16 protein-coding genes are annotated in these 15103 nt (G+C 69.0%); 9 read left to right on the top strand and 7 right to left on the bottom strand.

The features are described 5' to 3' along the window. Positions 1-3: 3 nt before the first annotated feature. Positions 4-1251 carry an MFS transporter gene (locus HY726_12205; GenBank protein ID MBI4609759.1) on the bottom strand — a complete coding sequence of 416 codons (1248 nt, stop codon included), beginning with the start codon at positions 1249-1251 and terminating at the stop codon, positions 4-6. Between the two features lie 346 nt (positions 1252-1597). Between HY726_12205 and HY726_12210 the strand changes: the two genes are divergently transcribed. Genes HY726_12210 through HY726_12235 form a run of 6 tightly spaced genes read left to right on the top strand, consistent with a single transcriptional unit; the run spans position 1598 to position 7134 of the window. Continuing rightward, positions 1598-3121, top strand: a complete 1524-nt coding sequence (locus tag HY726_12210; protein ID MBI4609760.1) for a hypothetical protein — start codon at positions 1598-1600, stop codon at positions 3119-3121. A gap of 45 nt (positions 3122-3166) precedes the next feature. Continuing rightward, the gene (locus tag HY726_12215) at positions 3167-4081 is read left to right on the top strand and encodes an ABC transporter permease (GenBank protein MBI4609761.1); all 915 of its coding nucleotides are present in this window, start codon (positions 3167-3169) and stop codon (positions 4079-4081) included. A gap of 3 nt (positions 4082-4084) precedes the next feature. Then, positions 4085-4996 (top strand): ABC transporter permease, encoded by a 912-nt coding sequence (locus HY726_12220; GenBank protein MBI4609762.1) that lies wholly within the window; start codon positions 4085-4087, stop codon positions 4994-4996. A gap of 52 nt (positions 4997-5048) precedes the next feature. Continuing rightward, a complete protein-coding gene (locus HY726_12225) occupies positions 5049-5909 on the top strand; it encodes a branched-chain amino acid ABC transporter permease (protein ID MBI4609763.1) in 861 nt (286 codons plus the stop codon). Continuing rightward, positions 5906-6829 carry a branched-chain amino acid ABC transporter permease gene (locus HY726_12230; GenBank protein MBI4609764.1) on the top strand — a complete coding sequence of 308 codons (924 nt, stop codon included), beginning with the start codon at positions 5906-5908 and terminating at the stop codon, positions 6827-6829. The genes HY726_12225 and HY726_12230 overlap by 4 nt, the downstream gene beginning before the upstream one ends. Next, a complete protein-coding gene (locus HY726_12235) occupies positions 6826-7134 on the top strand; it encodes a hypothetical protein (GenBank protein ID MBI4609765.1) in 309 nt (102 codons plus the stop codon). Before HY726_12230 ends, HY726_12235 begins: the two co-directional genes overlap by 4 nt. 57 nt (positions 7135-7191) lie before the next feature. Here the strand turns inward: HY726_12235 and HY726_12240 are convergent, their stop codons facing one another. Next, positions 7192-7884 (bottom strand): uracil-DNA glycosylase, encoded by a 693-nt coding sequence (locus HY726_12240; protein MBI4609766.1) that lies wholly within the window; start codon positions 7882-7884, stop codon positions 7192-7194. A gap of 19 nt (positions 7885-7903) precedes the next feature. After that, positions 7904-8665: an ABC transporter ATP-binding protein gene (locus HY726_12245; GenBank protein ID MBI4609767.1), complete on the bottom strand. Its 762-nt coding sequence runs from the start codon at positions 8663-8665 to the stop codon at positions 7904-7906. A gap of 71 nt (positions 8666-8736) precedes the next feature. Here HY726_12245 and HY726_12250 point away from each other — a divergent pair, with 71 nt between their 5' ends. Together HY726_12250 and HY726_12255 are read left to right on the top strand one after the other, a co-directional pair. After that, a complete protein-coding gene (locus HY726_12250) occupies positions 8737-9606 on the top strand; it encodes an isoaspartyl peptidase/L-asparaginase (GenBank protein ID MBI4609768.1) in 870 nt (289 codons plus the stop codon). A gap of 26 nt (positions 9607-9632) precedes the next feature. Beyond that, on the top strand, positions 9633-10856 hold the full coding sequence (locus HY726_12255) for a threonine ammonia-lyase (GenBank protein MBI4609769.1): 1224 nt from the start codon (positions 9633-9635) through the stop codon (positions 10854-10856). A 294-nt stretch (positions 10857-11150) separates the two neighbouring features. On the opposite strand, the gene HY726_12260 is transcribed toward HY726_12255, so the two are convergent. The 4 genes from HY726_12260 to HY726_12275 all read right to left on the bottom strand — a co-directional run bounded on the left by HY726_12260 (position 11151) and on the right by HY726_12275 (position 14198). Beyond that, positions 11151-11798, bottom strand: a complete 648-nt coding sequence (locus HY726_12260; protein ID MBI4609770.1) for a 1-acyl-sn-glycerol-3-phosphate acyltransferase — start codon at positions 11796-11798, stop codon at positions 11151-11153. 48 nt (positions 11799-11846) lie between these two features. Next, positions 11847-12257 (bottom strand): TraR/DksA family transcriptional regulator, encoded by a 411-nt coding sequence (locus HY726_12265; GenBank protein ID MBI4609771.1) that lies wholly within the window; start codon positions 12255-12257, stop codon positions 11847-11849. A 208-nt stretch (positions 12258-12465) separates the two neighbouring features. Beyond that, the gene (locus HY726_12270; protein ID MBI4609772.1) at positions 12466-12765 is read right to left on the bottom strand and encodes a virulence factor; all 300 of its coding nucleotides are present in this window, start codon (positions 12763-12765) and stop codon (positions 12466-12468) included. Then, on the bottom strand, positions 12765-14198 hold the full coding sequence (locus HY726_12275; GenBank protein MBI4609773.1) for an ACT domain-containing protein: 1434 nt from the start codon (positions 14196-14198) through the stop codon (positions 12765-12767). The genes HY726_12270 and HY726_12275 overlap by 1 nt, the downstream gene beginning before the upstream one ends. Before the next feature lie 184 nt (positions 14199-14382). Here HY726_12275 and HY726_12280 point away from each other — a divergent pair. Then, the coding region (locus HY726_12280) for a DUF169 domain-containing protein (protein ID MBI4609774.1) at positions 14383-15103 on the top strand (721 nt) is incomplete at its 3' end.

The following is a 15103-nucleotide window of genomic DNA, read 5'->3' on the forward strand; positions in this document are numbered from 1 at the left end:
CGATTATACCTGCCGCTCTTCGGCACCAGCAACCGAGCGACCGCTGCGTGGACGGAACGCGGGGCCGGCCACGAGAAGGAGCAGCGCTCCCAGGCCGGCGCCGATGGCGGCGGCGTAGCACGCCAACGCGAAAGACCCTGTGATGTCTTTGATCCAGCCGGTGAGGATCGGCCCGACCACGGCACCGATGAAGACGAGGGTGTTGAGAATGCCAAATGCGGTGCTGAGCAACGAGGGCGGAACACGCTCGCCAAGAATAGCGTAGACAGGCCCCCATGTCCCCCAGAAGAAGAAGCTCGTCACGAGGATGAGGACGACCAGGAGCTCCGGCGAACCTCCCGTCTGCAGGACGAGCCCCACGCCCGCAAAGGCGCCCCCCGCCAGCAGCACCGTGAGGGCAATCACCGCCGTCCGGCTGATCCCGCGCCGGTGGACCCGGTCAGCCAACCATCCCATCACCAAGAGGCCGAACGGCGCCGGGAGCCCTTGAAGGCTCGCGTAGAAGGCCGAGCGTCCGAGCCCCGTCACGCCGATCTCGGCGAACATGAGGGGCGCCCACGTGGCCAGGACGAACTGGATATAGGCCGGCAGGATACCCGCGGCACCGAGGATCCAGACGGCTGGATGGCGGATGACTCCGCGGATCGCCCCCCCACCCCCATCTACCTCGGCAGGCGGTGGCTCAGGAACGAACCGCCAGAGGAGGAATGCGGCCAGGATCGGCGGGACAGCAAACAGCACGAACACTCCGCGCCAGGGCATCAGCTCTCCGAGGGCGCCCGCGAGGAGGAGCCCCAGCGTGGTGCCAAGTCCGGGTCCTGAGAAGGAGACTCCCTGGCCCAGGGCCATCTTCTCTCTGGGCGTGTAGGCCGCGATGATCACCCGGTCGTTGGAGAAGAGACTGCCCTGGCTCAGGCCGGTGAGGAGGCGGGCGAGGAAGAGCATGCGAAAACTCCCGGCGAGACCCGTGAGGACCGACGCCGCCGCGCCCAGGAGGATCCCGCTCAGCAGCACTCGCTTGCGCCCCAGCCGGTCACCGAGGAGACCGGCGGGGAGCTGCATCGCCAAGTAGGCGTAGAAGAAGGCCGTGGCCAGGAGGCCCGCCTTGGTGTACGAGAGCGAGAGCTCCGCCATGATCAGTGGAAGCAGCGGCGAGAGCGCCATCCGGATGAGGTAGTTGGCGACCCAGGCGTAGACGATGAGGGCCCAGACCAGGGGAGGCGCGGGCGGTGGCACGGGTGGCGATGGCATGAGCGGGCTTGATCCCCTGCCGGCCCGGGACTCGGGCGGGCCGAGACCCCCCTCCAGCGCAGGGTAGTGCCATGCTACACGCGGGCGTGGCCGTGAACAAAGCTTTTCCAGGGCGGGCTCCCGGGCCCGTGGGTTGCTTGCTCTACCTGCTCCTCCAACGCTTCCTCGTGACGGGGCTCACCGCCGGCGCCCTCAAGGACTAGCGACGCCCGGCAGCGGCACAGCCCTTGACAGCCTCCGAACCCTCTCCCATAATGCGAGGCGTCCTCGACGTCCGAATGCGGCAAGGTTCCCGCAAGTTCCAAACCGACCGCACGTTGGCCAACCAACACAGGAGGGCGACAGGATGAGACGCTGGTACCTGTTCCTGGTTTTGTGCGTCGTCGCGTTGCTCGTTCCGATCGGCGCCGAGGCCCAGAAGGACACGCTTGTCGTCGCCCTGGTCTCCCACGCGCCGACCCTGGACCCGCACATGCACTTCGAGCGGGTGGGCATCCTGGTCAACATCAACATGTTCGACTCGCTGCTCCACAAGAACACGAAGCTGGAGTACGAGCCCTCGCTGGCCACGTCGTGGAAGGCGCTCTCGGACACGACTTGGGAGTTCAAGCTCCGCACTGGCGTGAAGTTCCACAGCGGCGACACCCTCACCGCCGAGGACGTGAAGTTCTCCTTCGACCGTGTCCTCGAGCCGGGCAAGGAGAAGAAACGCTCGCCCCAGTACGGCAACGTCCGGGCCATCAAGGAGGTCCGGATCGTCAGCCCGGACACCGTCCACATCATCACCGACAAGCCCTTCCCGCTGCTCCTGGAGCGGCTGGTCTTCTTCCCCATCGTCCCCAAGAAGCACATCGAGAAGGTCGGCGACCAGGCCTTCGGTGAAACGGCCACGGCGGGGACCGGCCCCTGGAAGCTCATCGAGTGGAAGCGGGGCCAGCACATCCGTTTGGAGGCCTTCGACCAGCACTGGCGCGGCAAGCCGGCCTTCAAGTACCTGACCTTCCGGTTCATCCCCGAGGTGGCCACCCAGATCGCCGAACTGAAGACGGGCGGGGTGGACATTATCCGCAACGTCTCGGCCGACCTCGTGCCCGACCTGAAGGCCCATCCTCAGACCTACGTCAGCTCGGGCCCGATTCTCCGCACCCACTACGTCCACTTCGACATGCGGACGGAGCCGTTCAACAAGAAGCTGGTCCGCCAGGCAGCGAACTACGCCATCGACCGGAACGCGATCGTCCAGAAGATGATGGGCGGGCTCGGTCGGGTGGTGCCGACGGTGGTGCACCCGGCGGCCTTCGGCTACGACCCCGCCGTCACACCCTACCCCTACGACCTCAAGAAGGCCAAGGAACTACTCGCCCAGGCCGGCTACCCGAACGGGGTGGACATCACCCTCCACAGCGCCTTCGTGGAGTTCCGTCCGGTCTTCGAGGCCATCGCCCAGATGCTCACCGACGTCGGGATCCGGACCACCGCCAAGATGTGGGATCCCGGCCCGGCCTGGAACAAGTTCTTCCAGGGCGAGGGCAAGGCCACCCACGGCTACTACGGGAGCTGGGGCTACTACTCGGTCTTTGACGCCGACGCCATCCTGCACCCGCTGTACCACACCGAGCCCGGCGGCTGGGTCGGCAAGTGGTACATCCGCGTGGAGGGCCTGGACCAGCTCATCGACCAGGCGCGCTCCACGGTGGACCAGGCGGTGCGCAAGCGGACGTACTCCCAGATCCTGCGAATGCTCAAGGAGGAGTCGCCGAGCATGTTCCTCTTCCACCAGTACGACACCCTCGGCATCTCGCGGAAGGTCGAGTACCAGGCCCGGGGGGACGAGTGGCTCTGGCTGTTTAGCGCCAAGCCCAAGCCGTAGTGGGTCGCGCGCCGGCACGGCGATCCTGAGGGGGCTCGCGCCACCGTGACCGCGCTGGTGGTGCGCCGGGTCGTCCGCCTGCTCGTGGTCTGCCTGGGCGTCTCGCTCGTCACCTTCTCCATCCTCCACGTCAGCGGCGACCCGGTTGCCCTCATGATGCCGGAGGCGACGGAGGCCGACCGGGTACTGCTCCGCGGTGCCCTGGGCTTCGAGCAGCCCCTGACGACGCAGTTCGCGCGGTTCGTCGCCAACACCGCCACCGGGAACTTCGGCAATTCCTTCTACCACCGGGCGCCGGCGATGCCGCTCGTCCTGGAGCGGATGCCGACCACCCTCACCCTCACCGTGCTGGCTATGGGCCTCGCGCTGGCGGTGGCGCTCCCCGTCGGCATCTACGGCGCCGTCCGGCGCAACTCCCCGGTAGACCACGTGGCCACCGTCGTCGTCTTCCTGGGGCAGTCCATGCCGGTGTTCTGGACCGGCATCATGCTAATCCTGCTATTCGCGGTCCAGTGGCGTCTCCTCCCCGTCTCAGGCTGGCAGAGCTGGTCGGCAGCGGTGCTCCCGGCGCTCACCCTCGGGAGCTTCTCCGCCCCGCTCCTCCTGCGCATCGTGCGGTCGAGCATGCTCGAGGTCCTCAACCTGGACTACGTCCGCACGGCCCGGGCCACGGGTGTATCCGAGTGGGGGGTGATCCTGCGGCACGCCCTCAAGAACGCAGCTCTGCCCCTGGTAACGGTGGCCGGGCTCCAGTTCGGCCTGCTCCTGGGCGGGGCCGTCATCACCGAGAGCGTGTTTGCCGTTCCCGGCGTCGGCCGCCTGATCGTGGACGCCATCCGCCAACTCGACTTCCCCGTCGTCCAGGCGGCCGTGTTCCTCCTGGCCATGATCGTGGTCGGCGTCAACTTCGTGGTGGACCTGCTCTACCTTTTCCTCAACCCCCAGATCCGGCTCCGGTAAGCGATGGCCATCAGGACGCTGCCCCGGGAGCAGGTCGAATACGCCGCCGAGGTGCCGCGGGCGGGCGAGCGGTCGCGGGTCTGGCGGAAGCTGGCGCGCAATCCCATGGCGCTCCTGGGGAGCCTCATCCTCCTCGTCGTCATGGGCGTCGCCTTGGCCGCCCCGTTCGTCGCGCCTCACGATCCGGCCAAGCAGAGCCTCATCCGCCGCTTCGTGCCGCCGTTCTGGGCCACGGGCGGGCACCCCGCCCACCTGCTCGGCACCGATCAGGTTGGGCGGGATGTCCTCTCCCGCATCATCCACGGGGCCCGCATCTCGCTGCTGGTCGGCGTGTCGGCGGTGGTGGTGAGCGTGATCCTGGGCGTCACGCTGGGGCTCCTGAGCGGCTATGTGGGGGGCCGCCCGGACATGGTCATCATGACCATCGTGGACGTGACGCTGTCCTTCCCGCAGCTCCTGCTGGCACTGGCCTTCGTCGCCGCGCTGGGGCCCAGCCTGGTGACGATCATCGTCGTCCTCGGCGCGACCGGCTGGGAACGGTACGCAAGGGTCGTCAGGGCCGAGGTGCTGGCGCTGCGCGAGAAGGATTTCGTCGAGGCGGCGCGGGCCATGGGCGCCGGCTCGTTCCGGACGCTCGTCCGGCACGTGCTCCCCAACACTTTCTCGTCCGTCATCGTGCTGTCGACCCTGCAAGTCGCTCAGGCTATCCTGCAGGAGGCCGCGCTCTCGTTCCTCGGCGTGGGGAGCGGGCGGGCCTACCCGACCTGGGGCCAGATGATCGCCCTCGGCCGAGACTTCGTGACCGTGGCGTGGTGGCTGCCGACCTTCCCTGGTCTGGCGATCCTCTTGACCGTCCTTGCCATCAACCTGGTCGGGGACCGGCTCCGCGACGCCTTCGACCCGCGGGTGACCTAGGCGGGCACAGGCTTTCCCCGCCAGCCTGAGCCGAGTCCAGACCGACCCGCGGATGGACGTTTTCCTTCAGCTCCTCATCGGTGGGATCCTGCAGGGCGGCATCTACGCCCTGGGCGCCTTCGGTCTCTCGCTGATCTTCGGCGTCCTCCGCGTGCTGAACGTCGCCCACGGCGACTTCCTGGTGCTCGGCGGGCTCGCCACCTACTGGCTCTACACCACCTTCGGCCTCTCCCCGTTCCTCGGGATCGGGCTGGTCCTCCCGGCCTTCGGCCTCGTCGGCATGGTGACCGAGCGGCTCCTCATCCGGCCGATCCGCGCCCGGACGCCGCACGAGTTCCTGGTCGCTTCGATCCTGATCACGCTCGGCCTCGCCCTCGCCATCGAGGACCTGAGCGCCTTCTCGATGGTCCAGCCGGTGAAGGGAATCGACTACACGCTCGCGCCGCTCCGCGTCGGCAGCGTGGTGATCTCGAGCCTCCGTCTCATCTCCCTCGCCGTGATCCTGAGCCTCGCCCTCGCCCTTCACGCGTTCCTGACGCGGAGTCTGGAAGGCAAAGCGATCCGCGCCGTGATCGAGGACAGGGAGGGCGCGATGCTCGCCGGAATCAACCTCTCCGCGGTCTCCCGCAACACCTTCGGGATCGGAATCGCCCTCACGGCGGTCGCGGGAGTCTTCTTCGTCACGATCATCCCGGTCGAGCCCCACCTCGGGATCCCGCTGACCCTCAAGTACCTCTCGATCATCGTCCTCGGCGGGCTGGGCAACCTGCCCGGCACGCTGCTCGGCGCGGTGATCCTGGGTCTCGCCGAGTCGCTGGTCGGCTTCTGGCTCGGAGCCGAATGGTCGGTGACCGTGGCCTTCGTGATCCTCGTGACCATCCTGCTCCTCCGCCCCCGCGGGCTCCTGGGATGACGCGGCTCGCGATCTTCCTCCTCTGCCTGGCCACCGCCGCCGTGCTCCCGCTGCTGACGACCACCTACGTGACCTCGCTCTTCCTCGCCCTCTTCCTCACCGCGGCGCTCGCCCAGAGCTACGATCTCGTCGGGGGCCACCTGGGTTATATGAACCTCGGTCACGCGGCCTTCTTCGGCATCGGCGCCTACACCTTCGGCATCCTCTACGCCGGGGGCTGGGGGCTCCCCCGCGCCTGGATCGCGGCAGTCCTGCTCCCGGTGGCGGCCGCACTGGTGATGAGCTACCCGTTCTTCCGCCTCCGCGGCGCCTACTTCGCCCTCGCCACGTTCGGGCTCGTCGTCCTCCTGGAGCGCCTCACCTCCAACCTCGCGTGGCTCACCCGGGGCTCGGAGGGACTCACGATCCCGCCTGGCTACCGCCTCTACCCGGCCTACTACGTCCTGCTCGGGCTCTGCGCCTTCCTCACCGTCGCCATCTGGTGGCTCTCGCGCTCGCGGATCGGGCTCGCGCTGGTGGCGATCCGGGAGGACGAGGACGCGATCGGCGCGTACGGGGTCGCGCCTTTTCGCTTCAAGTGCGCGGCGCTCACGGCGAGCGCCGGGGTGGCGGGCCTGGTCGGCGCCGTCTACACCTGGCAGGCCACGTACATCACGCCGGTGGACATCTTCAGCATCGAGCGGGCCGTCGGGCCCGTCGTCATGGCGATGATCGGCGGCTCGGGAACCGTGCTCGGGCCGCTGGTGGGCTCCCTTCTGATCGAGGCGATTCGCGAGGCCTTGCGCCTCAAGACCCAGTACCTCGCGCTCACCGTCTACGGCGGGATGCTGATTCTGGTCGGCCTCTTCATCCCCGGCGGCCTGATGCGGCTCGCACGGGGTCGATTCGGGCGCGCCCGCGCAACGGAGGGACGGAAATGACGATGTTCTGGCTGGTGGTGGCGGCGCTCCTCGAGGTGGGCGGCGACGCCTCCATGCGGCTCGGTCTGCGCGGCCAGGCGTGGGGATACGCCCTCGGATCAATTCTCCTTGCGGCCTATGGCTTGCTGGTCAACCAACCCGCGTTACATTTCGGCCGGCTCCTCGGGCTCTACATCGTCGTCTTCTTCCTGGTGAGCCAAGCCCTGGCGTGGGGAATCTTCGGCGAGCGCCCGAGTTGGGGCCTCATCGCCGGCGGAAGTCTCGTCGTGGCCGGTGGGCTGATCATTCAGCACAGCTCACCGTGACGTTCCCGACTCTGAGTGCTCAACCAGACCGTGGATACTACGCGGGCGTCCGACCCTTCAGCCGGACCCGGCCCTCACGAGGCGGCGGGCGCGCCCAAACACGCGGGCGAGCATCGGGCGCGTGAGCTTCCCGGTGAAGGTGTTCTGCTGGCTCGGATGGTAGGACGCGATCAGCGTGACCCCGTCGGGGAACCGCACTTCGGCGCCGTGGGAGAAGCGCGGCTTCGGCCTGAGGCCGGGCCGACCGAGCGCGGCGCGCGCCCGCAGAAACGCGTCGAAGGCGATTCGCCCGAGCGCGACCACAACCGTCACGCGCTCGAGGAGCCGGAGCTCGGCCTCCAGGTACGGCTGACAGCGCGCCATCTCGCGCGGGGTCGGCTTGTTGCCGGGCGGCGCGCAGCGGACGGCCGCCGTGATGTACGCCCCTGTGAGGGCGAAGCCGTCGCCGACGTGGGTGGAGGACGCTCGGGAGGCGAAGCCAGCTTCGTGGAGGGCCCGCGCCAGCCATTGACCGCTGCCGTCGCCGGTGAACATGCGACCGGTGCGGTTCCCCCCGTGGGCCGCGGGGGCGAGGCCGAGGATCAGGAGCCGGGCCGCCGGGTCGCCAAAGCCGGGAAGCGGGCGCGCCCAGTAGCTCTGGCCCGCGTAACGGCGTGGTGGACGCGCAGCCACGGCTTCCCGGTGACGGACGAGCCGCGGGCAGAGGCGGCAGGCGATGACCGTGGCCTGGAGCGGGGTCAGCGACGCCAGGGCCCGGTCGCCGGCAGTCTCAGCCCCGCGAACCAGGAGGTCCAGCCGGGTCGTGAGACCGAGCGGTACCAAGGTAAGCGTTGATCACGCGCGGCGAGGTGGAGACCTCGGCGGGCGTCCCCTCAGCGATCTTCTCGCCGTGGTGAAGCACCACGACGCGGTCGGACAGCGCCATGATAGCCTTCATGATGTGCTCGATCATGACCACCGTGGTCCCCTCCCCGCGGAGGACCTGGATCAGCGCCATCAGCTCGCGCGCCTCGTGGCCGCGGAGGCCGGAGAGCACCTCGTCCAGCAGGAGCAGCTCGGGCCCGGTGGCGAGGGCCCGCGCGATCTCCAGGCGCTTGCGGTCCGCGAGCGGCAGCGCGCCGGGTGCATCGCCCGCGCGCGCGCCGAGCCGGACGCGCTCGAGAAGCCGGACCGCCTCGGCGCGGCTCATCACGCGGCCGTTGCCGCGGCGGCGGCCGAAGGAGCCCGCGACGAGCACGTTCTCGAGAACCGACAGCTCGGGGAGAAACCTCACGATCTGAAAAGTCCGGGCGATGCCGGCCCAGCAGATCCGGTGGGCGGACCAGCCCGTGATCGGCTGACCCTTGAAGTGAATCCGGCCTCCCGACGGCCGGACGAAGCCCGTGATAGCGTTGAAGAGCGTGGTCTTGCCGGCCCCGTTGGGGCCGATGAGGCCGACGATCTCCCCGCGCTCGACTGCCAGGCTCACGTTGGAGAGCGCGGCCAGGCCGCCGAACGAGACCGAGAGTCGATCCACCGAAAGCAAGGCCATGGCGGGATGATACCTAGATCCCCGCGCACCGACAAGCCGGGGCGACCACCGGTGGGCGGCGAATCCGAGCGATGGCGTCCAGGGTCCCGACGCTGATCGTCCACGGCGGAGCGGGCGCCGACCCGGCCGAGGGACGCGACGAGCTGAGGGCCGGCCTCCGCGAGGCCGTGACGGCGGGCTGGGGCGTGCTGTCGGGAGGTGGCGGCGCCCTCGACGCCGTCGAAGCCGCGGTTCGGAGCCTCGAGGGCCACCCTCGCTTCAACGCGGGCCGCGGCGCAGCCCTGACCCGGGACGGAACGGTCGAGCTCGACGCGTCTATCATGGAGGGCGATCGGCTCCGCGCGGGAGCGGTCGGCGGCGTGACGCGCATCGCCCACCCGATCACGCTCGCGCGGCGAATCCTGGAGGACGGCCAGCACGTCCTCCTGGTCGGCGAGGGCGCGCTTGCCTTTGCCCGGGAGCAGGGTCTGCCCGAATGCGATCCCAGCGAGCTCGTCACCGAGCGCCAGCTCAAGCGCTGGGAAGCCGCACGACGCGGGAACACCGTCGGCGCGGTAGCGCTCGACCTTCACGGGACGATCGCCGCGGCGACCTCCACGGGGGGGACGGCGGGGAAGCTCCCGGGGCGCCTCGGCGATTCGGCGCTGATCGGGTGCGGCACCTACGCCGAGAGCACCATCGGCGGCGCCTCCTGCACCGGCAACGGCGAGGCCATCATCCGCGTGGTCCTGGCCCGGCGCGTCCTGGAGATCCTCAAGGCGCTCGACGACCCCGCGGAAGCCGCGCCGGTGGCGATGGACGTTTTGACCGAGGAAGGGCGCGGGGACGGCGGTGTGATCCTGCTCGACTGGCGGGGACGGACCGCCTTCGCACACTCGACCCCGTTCATGCCTGTCGCCTGGATGAACCCTTCCGAACGCGACCCGGTCCTCCCGTTCTGAGAGCCGGAGCCGGTCGCGTGGGGCCCGTGGTCGAGCTTGCCGATGTTGAGACGGCGCACCGCGCCCTGAGCGGGGCGATCTACGCATCCCCCTGCGCCTTCTCCGAGATGCTCTCCCAGCTCACAGGAAGCCGCTGCTTCGTCAAGCTCGAGAACCTCCAGATGACCGGCTCCTTCAAGGAGCGTGGGGCCGCGAATCTGCTCCAGAGCCTCACGCCCGGGGAGCGGCGGCAAGGGGTCGTGGCAGCCAGCGCCGGCAACCACGGGCTGGCCGTGGCGTTCCACGGCCGGCGGCTCGCCATCCCCGCGGTGATCGTCATGCCCGAATGGGCGCCGCTGATCAAAGTGACCTCAGCCCGACGCTACGGAGCCGAGGTCATCCTCGCTGGCGCCAACTACGACGAGGCCTATGCCCACGCGCGGCGGCTACAGCAGGAGCGGAATCTGGTCTTCGTTCACCCCTTCGACGATCCGCGGGTGATCGCGGGCCAGGGTACGATCGGCCTCGAGCTCCTCGAGCAGTGCCCCGACCTGGACGCGATCGTCGTGCCGGTCGGCGGCGGCGGGCTCGTCGCGGGGATCGCTGTGGCGGTGAAAGCCCTCAAGCCGAGCGTACGGGTGATCGGCGTCCAGGCCGAGGCGCTGCCGGCGATGCGGCGCGCCCTGACCGCGGGCGCGCCTGTCACGCTCTCCCCGGCCGCCACGATCGCCGACGGCATTGCCGTGCGCCAGGTGGGAGAGCTGACCTTCGAGATCGTCCGCCGGCTGGTCGACGAGGTGGTGGCCGTGGACGAGGAGGAGATCGCCAACGCGATCCTCCTGCTGCTGGAGATCGAGAAGGCCGTGGTCGAAGGCGCCGGGGCCACCACGCTCGCCGCGCTCGTCAACCGGAAGGCACGGCTCGAGGGGAAGACGGTCGCCCTGGTCCTCTCGGGCGGTAACATCGACGTCAACGTGGTCTCGCGGATCATCGAGCGCGGTCTCGTCAAGGACGGCCGGCTGGTGCGCCTCTCGGTTCTCCTCCAGGACCGTCCCGGCGCCCTCGCGCGGCTGACCGGCATGGTCGCCGCGGCCCGCGCGAACATCCTCCACATCGTCCACAACCGCGCCTTCTCGCGCGCGCGGATCGGTGAGAGCGAGGTCGAGCTGACCCTCGAGACCTCGGGACGGGATCAGATCGACGCCGTGATCAAGAGCCTCCGGAGCGCCGGCTATCAGGTGGAGGAGCTGGGGGAACGGGACCGGGGCTGACTCAATCGGAGGGGGACACCCGCGCCTCCGGCGCGGGTACCCGGGCCCCCTCCGAGGCCTCCCCCAGGAATGGCGGTTCGAGCCGAGCGGCTGCCGACGAGCCGCAGGCGTGGCAGTTCGAGCCGAGGCGCTTCGGCGCAGGCAGCGTCATCGCCTGCGCCAGCGGCGAGGCGAAACCCGAGTAAGTCAAAGCCACGAGGCGAGGCCCGAGTTGGTTGCTCGGGCCGGGTACCCACGGCGGAGCCATGGGTGCGCGCTCGAAGGTCGTTACTCCGACAGCGGCCGCCGCCGGGATCAGGAAGGTCCGGAGCCCGTCTCGCAGAGCGGCTGCTGGTCGGGGGGGAGTCGCGATGCGATGGCCGCCCTCACCCGGCGGGCGAGCTCCTGGGCGGCCGTCTTCAGGTCGGGCTCCTGGGGCGGGACGATCGGCGGGTGGTAGACGATCGTGATCCGGCCCGGCCTCGGGAGAAGACGCTTCGGCGGCCAGGCCTCGTGCCCGCCCGCGATCGTGACGGGGAGGACCGGGACACCGAGTGAAACGGCAAGCCTGAACGCCCCGGCCTTGAACGGTTGGAGCCTCCCGTCGGCCGAGCGGCCACCCTCGGGGAAGATCATCATCGCGGCCCCCACCTGAAGGAGGCGCACCGCCTCCCGCGTAGCGCGACGGTCCGCGGCGTCGACCTCGACCGGGAAGGCGCGCAACCGACGGATCATCCAGCCCAGCCCTGGCACCTCGAACAGCCGGCGCCAGGCCATGTAGTAGATCGGACGGCGAAGGGGGATGCTGACGAGGGGCGGGTCAGCGTACGTGACGTGGTTCGGCGCGATGATCAGCGGGCCTTCCAGCGGGACGTGCCCGACGCCCTCGAACCGGATCCCGAAGTACGCGCGCGCCAGCAGCCACAGCAGGGGGCGGGTAAGGTTCACGACGGGCGTGCGCACACGCCCATGCTGACACAACCGGGAGGAGCCCGACAACCTGCAACGGCTTTACTCGTCGTCCTCCTCGGCGGCGGCGAACAGCGCCGCGACCCTGTTGGACCGCCGCAGCTCCCGCTCGATCCTGTCCTGGCACCGGACGCAGGTCGTGACCTCGGGCATGGCCTTGAGGCGGGCAGGCGCGATGGGTTCGTCGCACTCCTCGCACCGGCCGTAGACCCCCCGCCGGAGGCGCTCGATGGCCTCGGCCAGCTTGTTGGCGCGCTCCACGAGGAGACTTCGGGTGGCCAGGCTGATCTCGCGATCCTCGTTGATCTGGATCCCGTCCACGGCGTCAGAAAACGAAGCGTCGTCCCACACGGGGCTGGCGAAGTCCTCGATGACGATCGCCCCACCGAGCTGCCGCAACCGCTCCACCGTCTGGTGGAGCTCCTGCTCCAACTGGGCTTGAATCTCCTTCATCGGACCCCTCCTGTTTGCTCGGTTTCCTCCGAAATAGAGCAAGAACCGTGCCGGGAGGAAAGGAAGCAGGAGGTCTGACCAGGGCTGAGCGAAGTGGGGGAAATTTAAGGAGTTACCGGAACAGGGGACTCGAGCGGCCCGGGGCGAAGCCTGCAAAAACTGGCCGGCGCGACAAAAAGTCCAGGCAAAAATGCCGGGCCCGCCCGGGTCATTCGGGCTGGGGAGGGGTCTCCAGCAGGTGGTGCTGAACGAGGCGCTCGAACCCCGCCTCCAGCTCGGCGGCAACCTGAGCGGCGACGACCTCGGCGCTTCCCGGTCTTTCCGCCTCAGCCTCCTGGCGCCAGCCCTCCAGGTAGGCCTCGGTCGAGGAGGCCCCCGTGCGCATGGCCAGCGTGTCGATCAGGTCCTGGAAGCGCTGCGAGAGCGGGGCACGGACGGTCTGGTCCCCCTCGACCGCCTCGACCAGGGAAGGGATGTCCCGCCAGAAGATGACCCGGTAGCGGGCCATCAGCCGGGGACGACGACAGTCTTCCGCTTCCGGCGCGCGACCCCGGTCTCGTACGCCGCCTCGGCGACGCCCGCGGCGACCGCCTCCACCACGCGCTTGTCGAACACGGAGGGGGTGATGTACTCGTCGTTCAGCTCGGACCTGCCCACGATGCTGGCGATCCCCTTGGCGGCGGCGATCTTCATCTCGTCGTTCACCGTCCGCGCGCGCACGTTCAAGAGCCCGCGGAAGAACCCCGGGAAGCAGCAGACGTTGTTGATCTGGTTCGGGTAGTCAGAGCGCCCCGTGGCCATGACCCGGACGTGCGGCCCCGCTTCCTCCGGCAGGATCTCGGGGATCGGGTTGGCCATGGCGAAGACGATGGGATCGCGGGCCATCTTCTTGATGTCCTTCAGGGTGACCACGCCCGGGCCCGAGAGGCCGATGAAGACATCGGCGCCCGCCAGCGCATCGCCGACGGTCCCCTTGAGGCGCTTCGGGTTGGTGTGCTCCGAGAACCAGACCTTCATCGGATTCATGTTCTCCTTGCGTCCCTTGTAGAGGATCCCCGACCGGTCGCAGCTGATGATGTGCCGGACTCCGACGCGCATCAGGAGCTTGGCCGTCGCGATCCCCGAGGCCCCGGCCCCGGTGAAGACCACCGTGATGTCCTGGAGCCGCTTCTTGACGATCTTCAGGGCGTTCAGCAGCGCGGCGAACACGACGACGGCGGTACCGTGCTGGTCGTCGTGAAAGACCGGGATGTCAAGCTCGGCCTTGAGCCGTTCCTCGATCGTGAAGCAGCGGGGGGCGGAGATGTCCTCCAGGTTGATCCCGCCGAAGACCGGCGCCATGGCCTTGACCATGCGGACGATCTCGTCCGGGTCCTTGGTGTCCAGGCACACCGGAAAGGCGTCCACGCCCGCCAGTTCCTTGAACAGGAGCGCCTTGCCCTCCATGACCGGCAGCGCGGCCTTGGGCCCGATGTCGCCGAGCCCGAGCACGGCCGTGCCGTCGGTGACGACCGCCACGCAGTTCTGCTTGATCGTGAGCGCATAGGCCTTCTCCGGGTCGTCGTGGATGGCCATGCACACGCGCGCGACGCCGGGTGTGTAGGCCATGGAGAGGTCGTCGCGGGTCTTGACCGCCATCTTGCCCCGGACCTCGATCTTGCCGCCGAGGTGCATGAGAAAGGTCCGGTCGGAGACGTTCACGACCTCGACGCCTGGCACCGCGCGGAGGCGCTCGATCACCTGGGCCCCGTGCTTGTCGTCGCGCGCCTTGAAGGTGATGTCCCGGGTGACGGTGGTCTTCCCCACCTGGACCAGGTCGATGGCCCCGATGTCGCCCCCGGCCTTCCCGATGGCGGACGTCACCTTGCCAAGCATCCCTGGGCGGTTCTGGATCTCCAGTCGGACGGTGAGGCTGTAGCTGGCGCTGGGGGCGGAAATCATCGCGAGTCCTCCTCCCGGTGCACTGTCAGGGACGGGGGTTGGACGCCTGTGCGAGACCGCTGGTGTGACCTATTCCACCCTTTCTCCCCGCGCGAGTCAAGGGGTCCCGGCGGGGGTGTGCCTTGACACCCGACCGGCCCCCCGCTACTGTGGAGCCCGACGACCCGACGCGGAGGAGCGAGCCATGATCGACACCAAGAGCGCGGACAAGGAGCTCCAGTTCTACATCCGCCCCCAGACTTTCCCGGTGGCGGTGCGGATGCTCAAGCCCGGCGAGGAGATCCCGCCCAGGGCCAAGCGGCCGGCCCGTGACTTCAAGAAGCTCTCGATGAACTGCCAGGTCATCGACATGTCGCGCCGCTACGGCTGGACGATCGCGCTCACCCGCGAGGACCACATCTGCTCGCTCGGGATCACGGCGCTCGGGTTCGACAAGCCGACTCACCTCTACACCTCGGGGACCCTCTGCGAAGGGATGTACACCGAGACCAAAGAGGCCGGGCAGCGCTCAGAGGCCGCAGTGGACAAGTTCACCCCGGGTGAGTATTACTGCCTCCTGGTGGCGCCGCTCGACCGCTGTGACTTCGAGCCCCACCTCGTCGTCCTCTACGCGAGCCCCGCCCAGGTGATGCGGCTGGTCCAGGCGGCGCTCTGGAAGCGCGGGGGCAAGCTGACCTCCGCGTTCCAGGGTCGGATTGACTGCTCCGAGATCATCGTCACCACGATGAAGACGCGCGAGCCCCAGGTGATCCTCCCCTGCTCCGGGGACCGGATCTTCGGCCAGACGCAGGACCACGAGATGGCCTTCACGATCGCGCCGGCCCGCGCCGCGGAGGTGCTCGAGGGGCTGGCCGGCACGTACAAGGGCGGCGTGCGGTATCCGATCCCGCAGTTCATGGCCTACG

Source organism: Candidatus Rokuibacteriota bacterium, from assembly GCA_016209385.1.
Lineage (GTDB): Bacteria > Methylomirabilota > Methylomirabilia > Rokubacteriales > CSP1-6 > JACQWB01.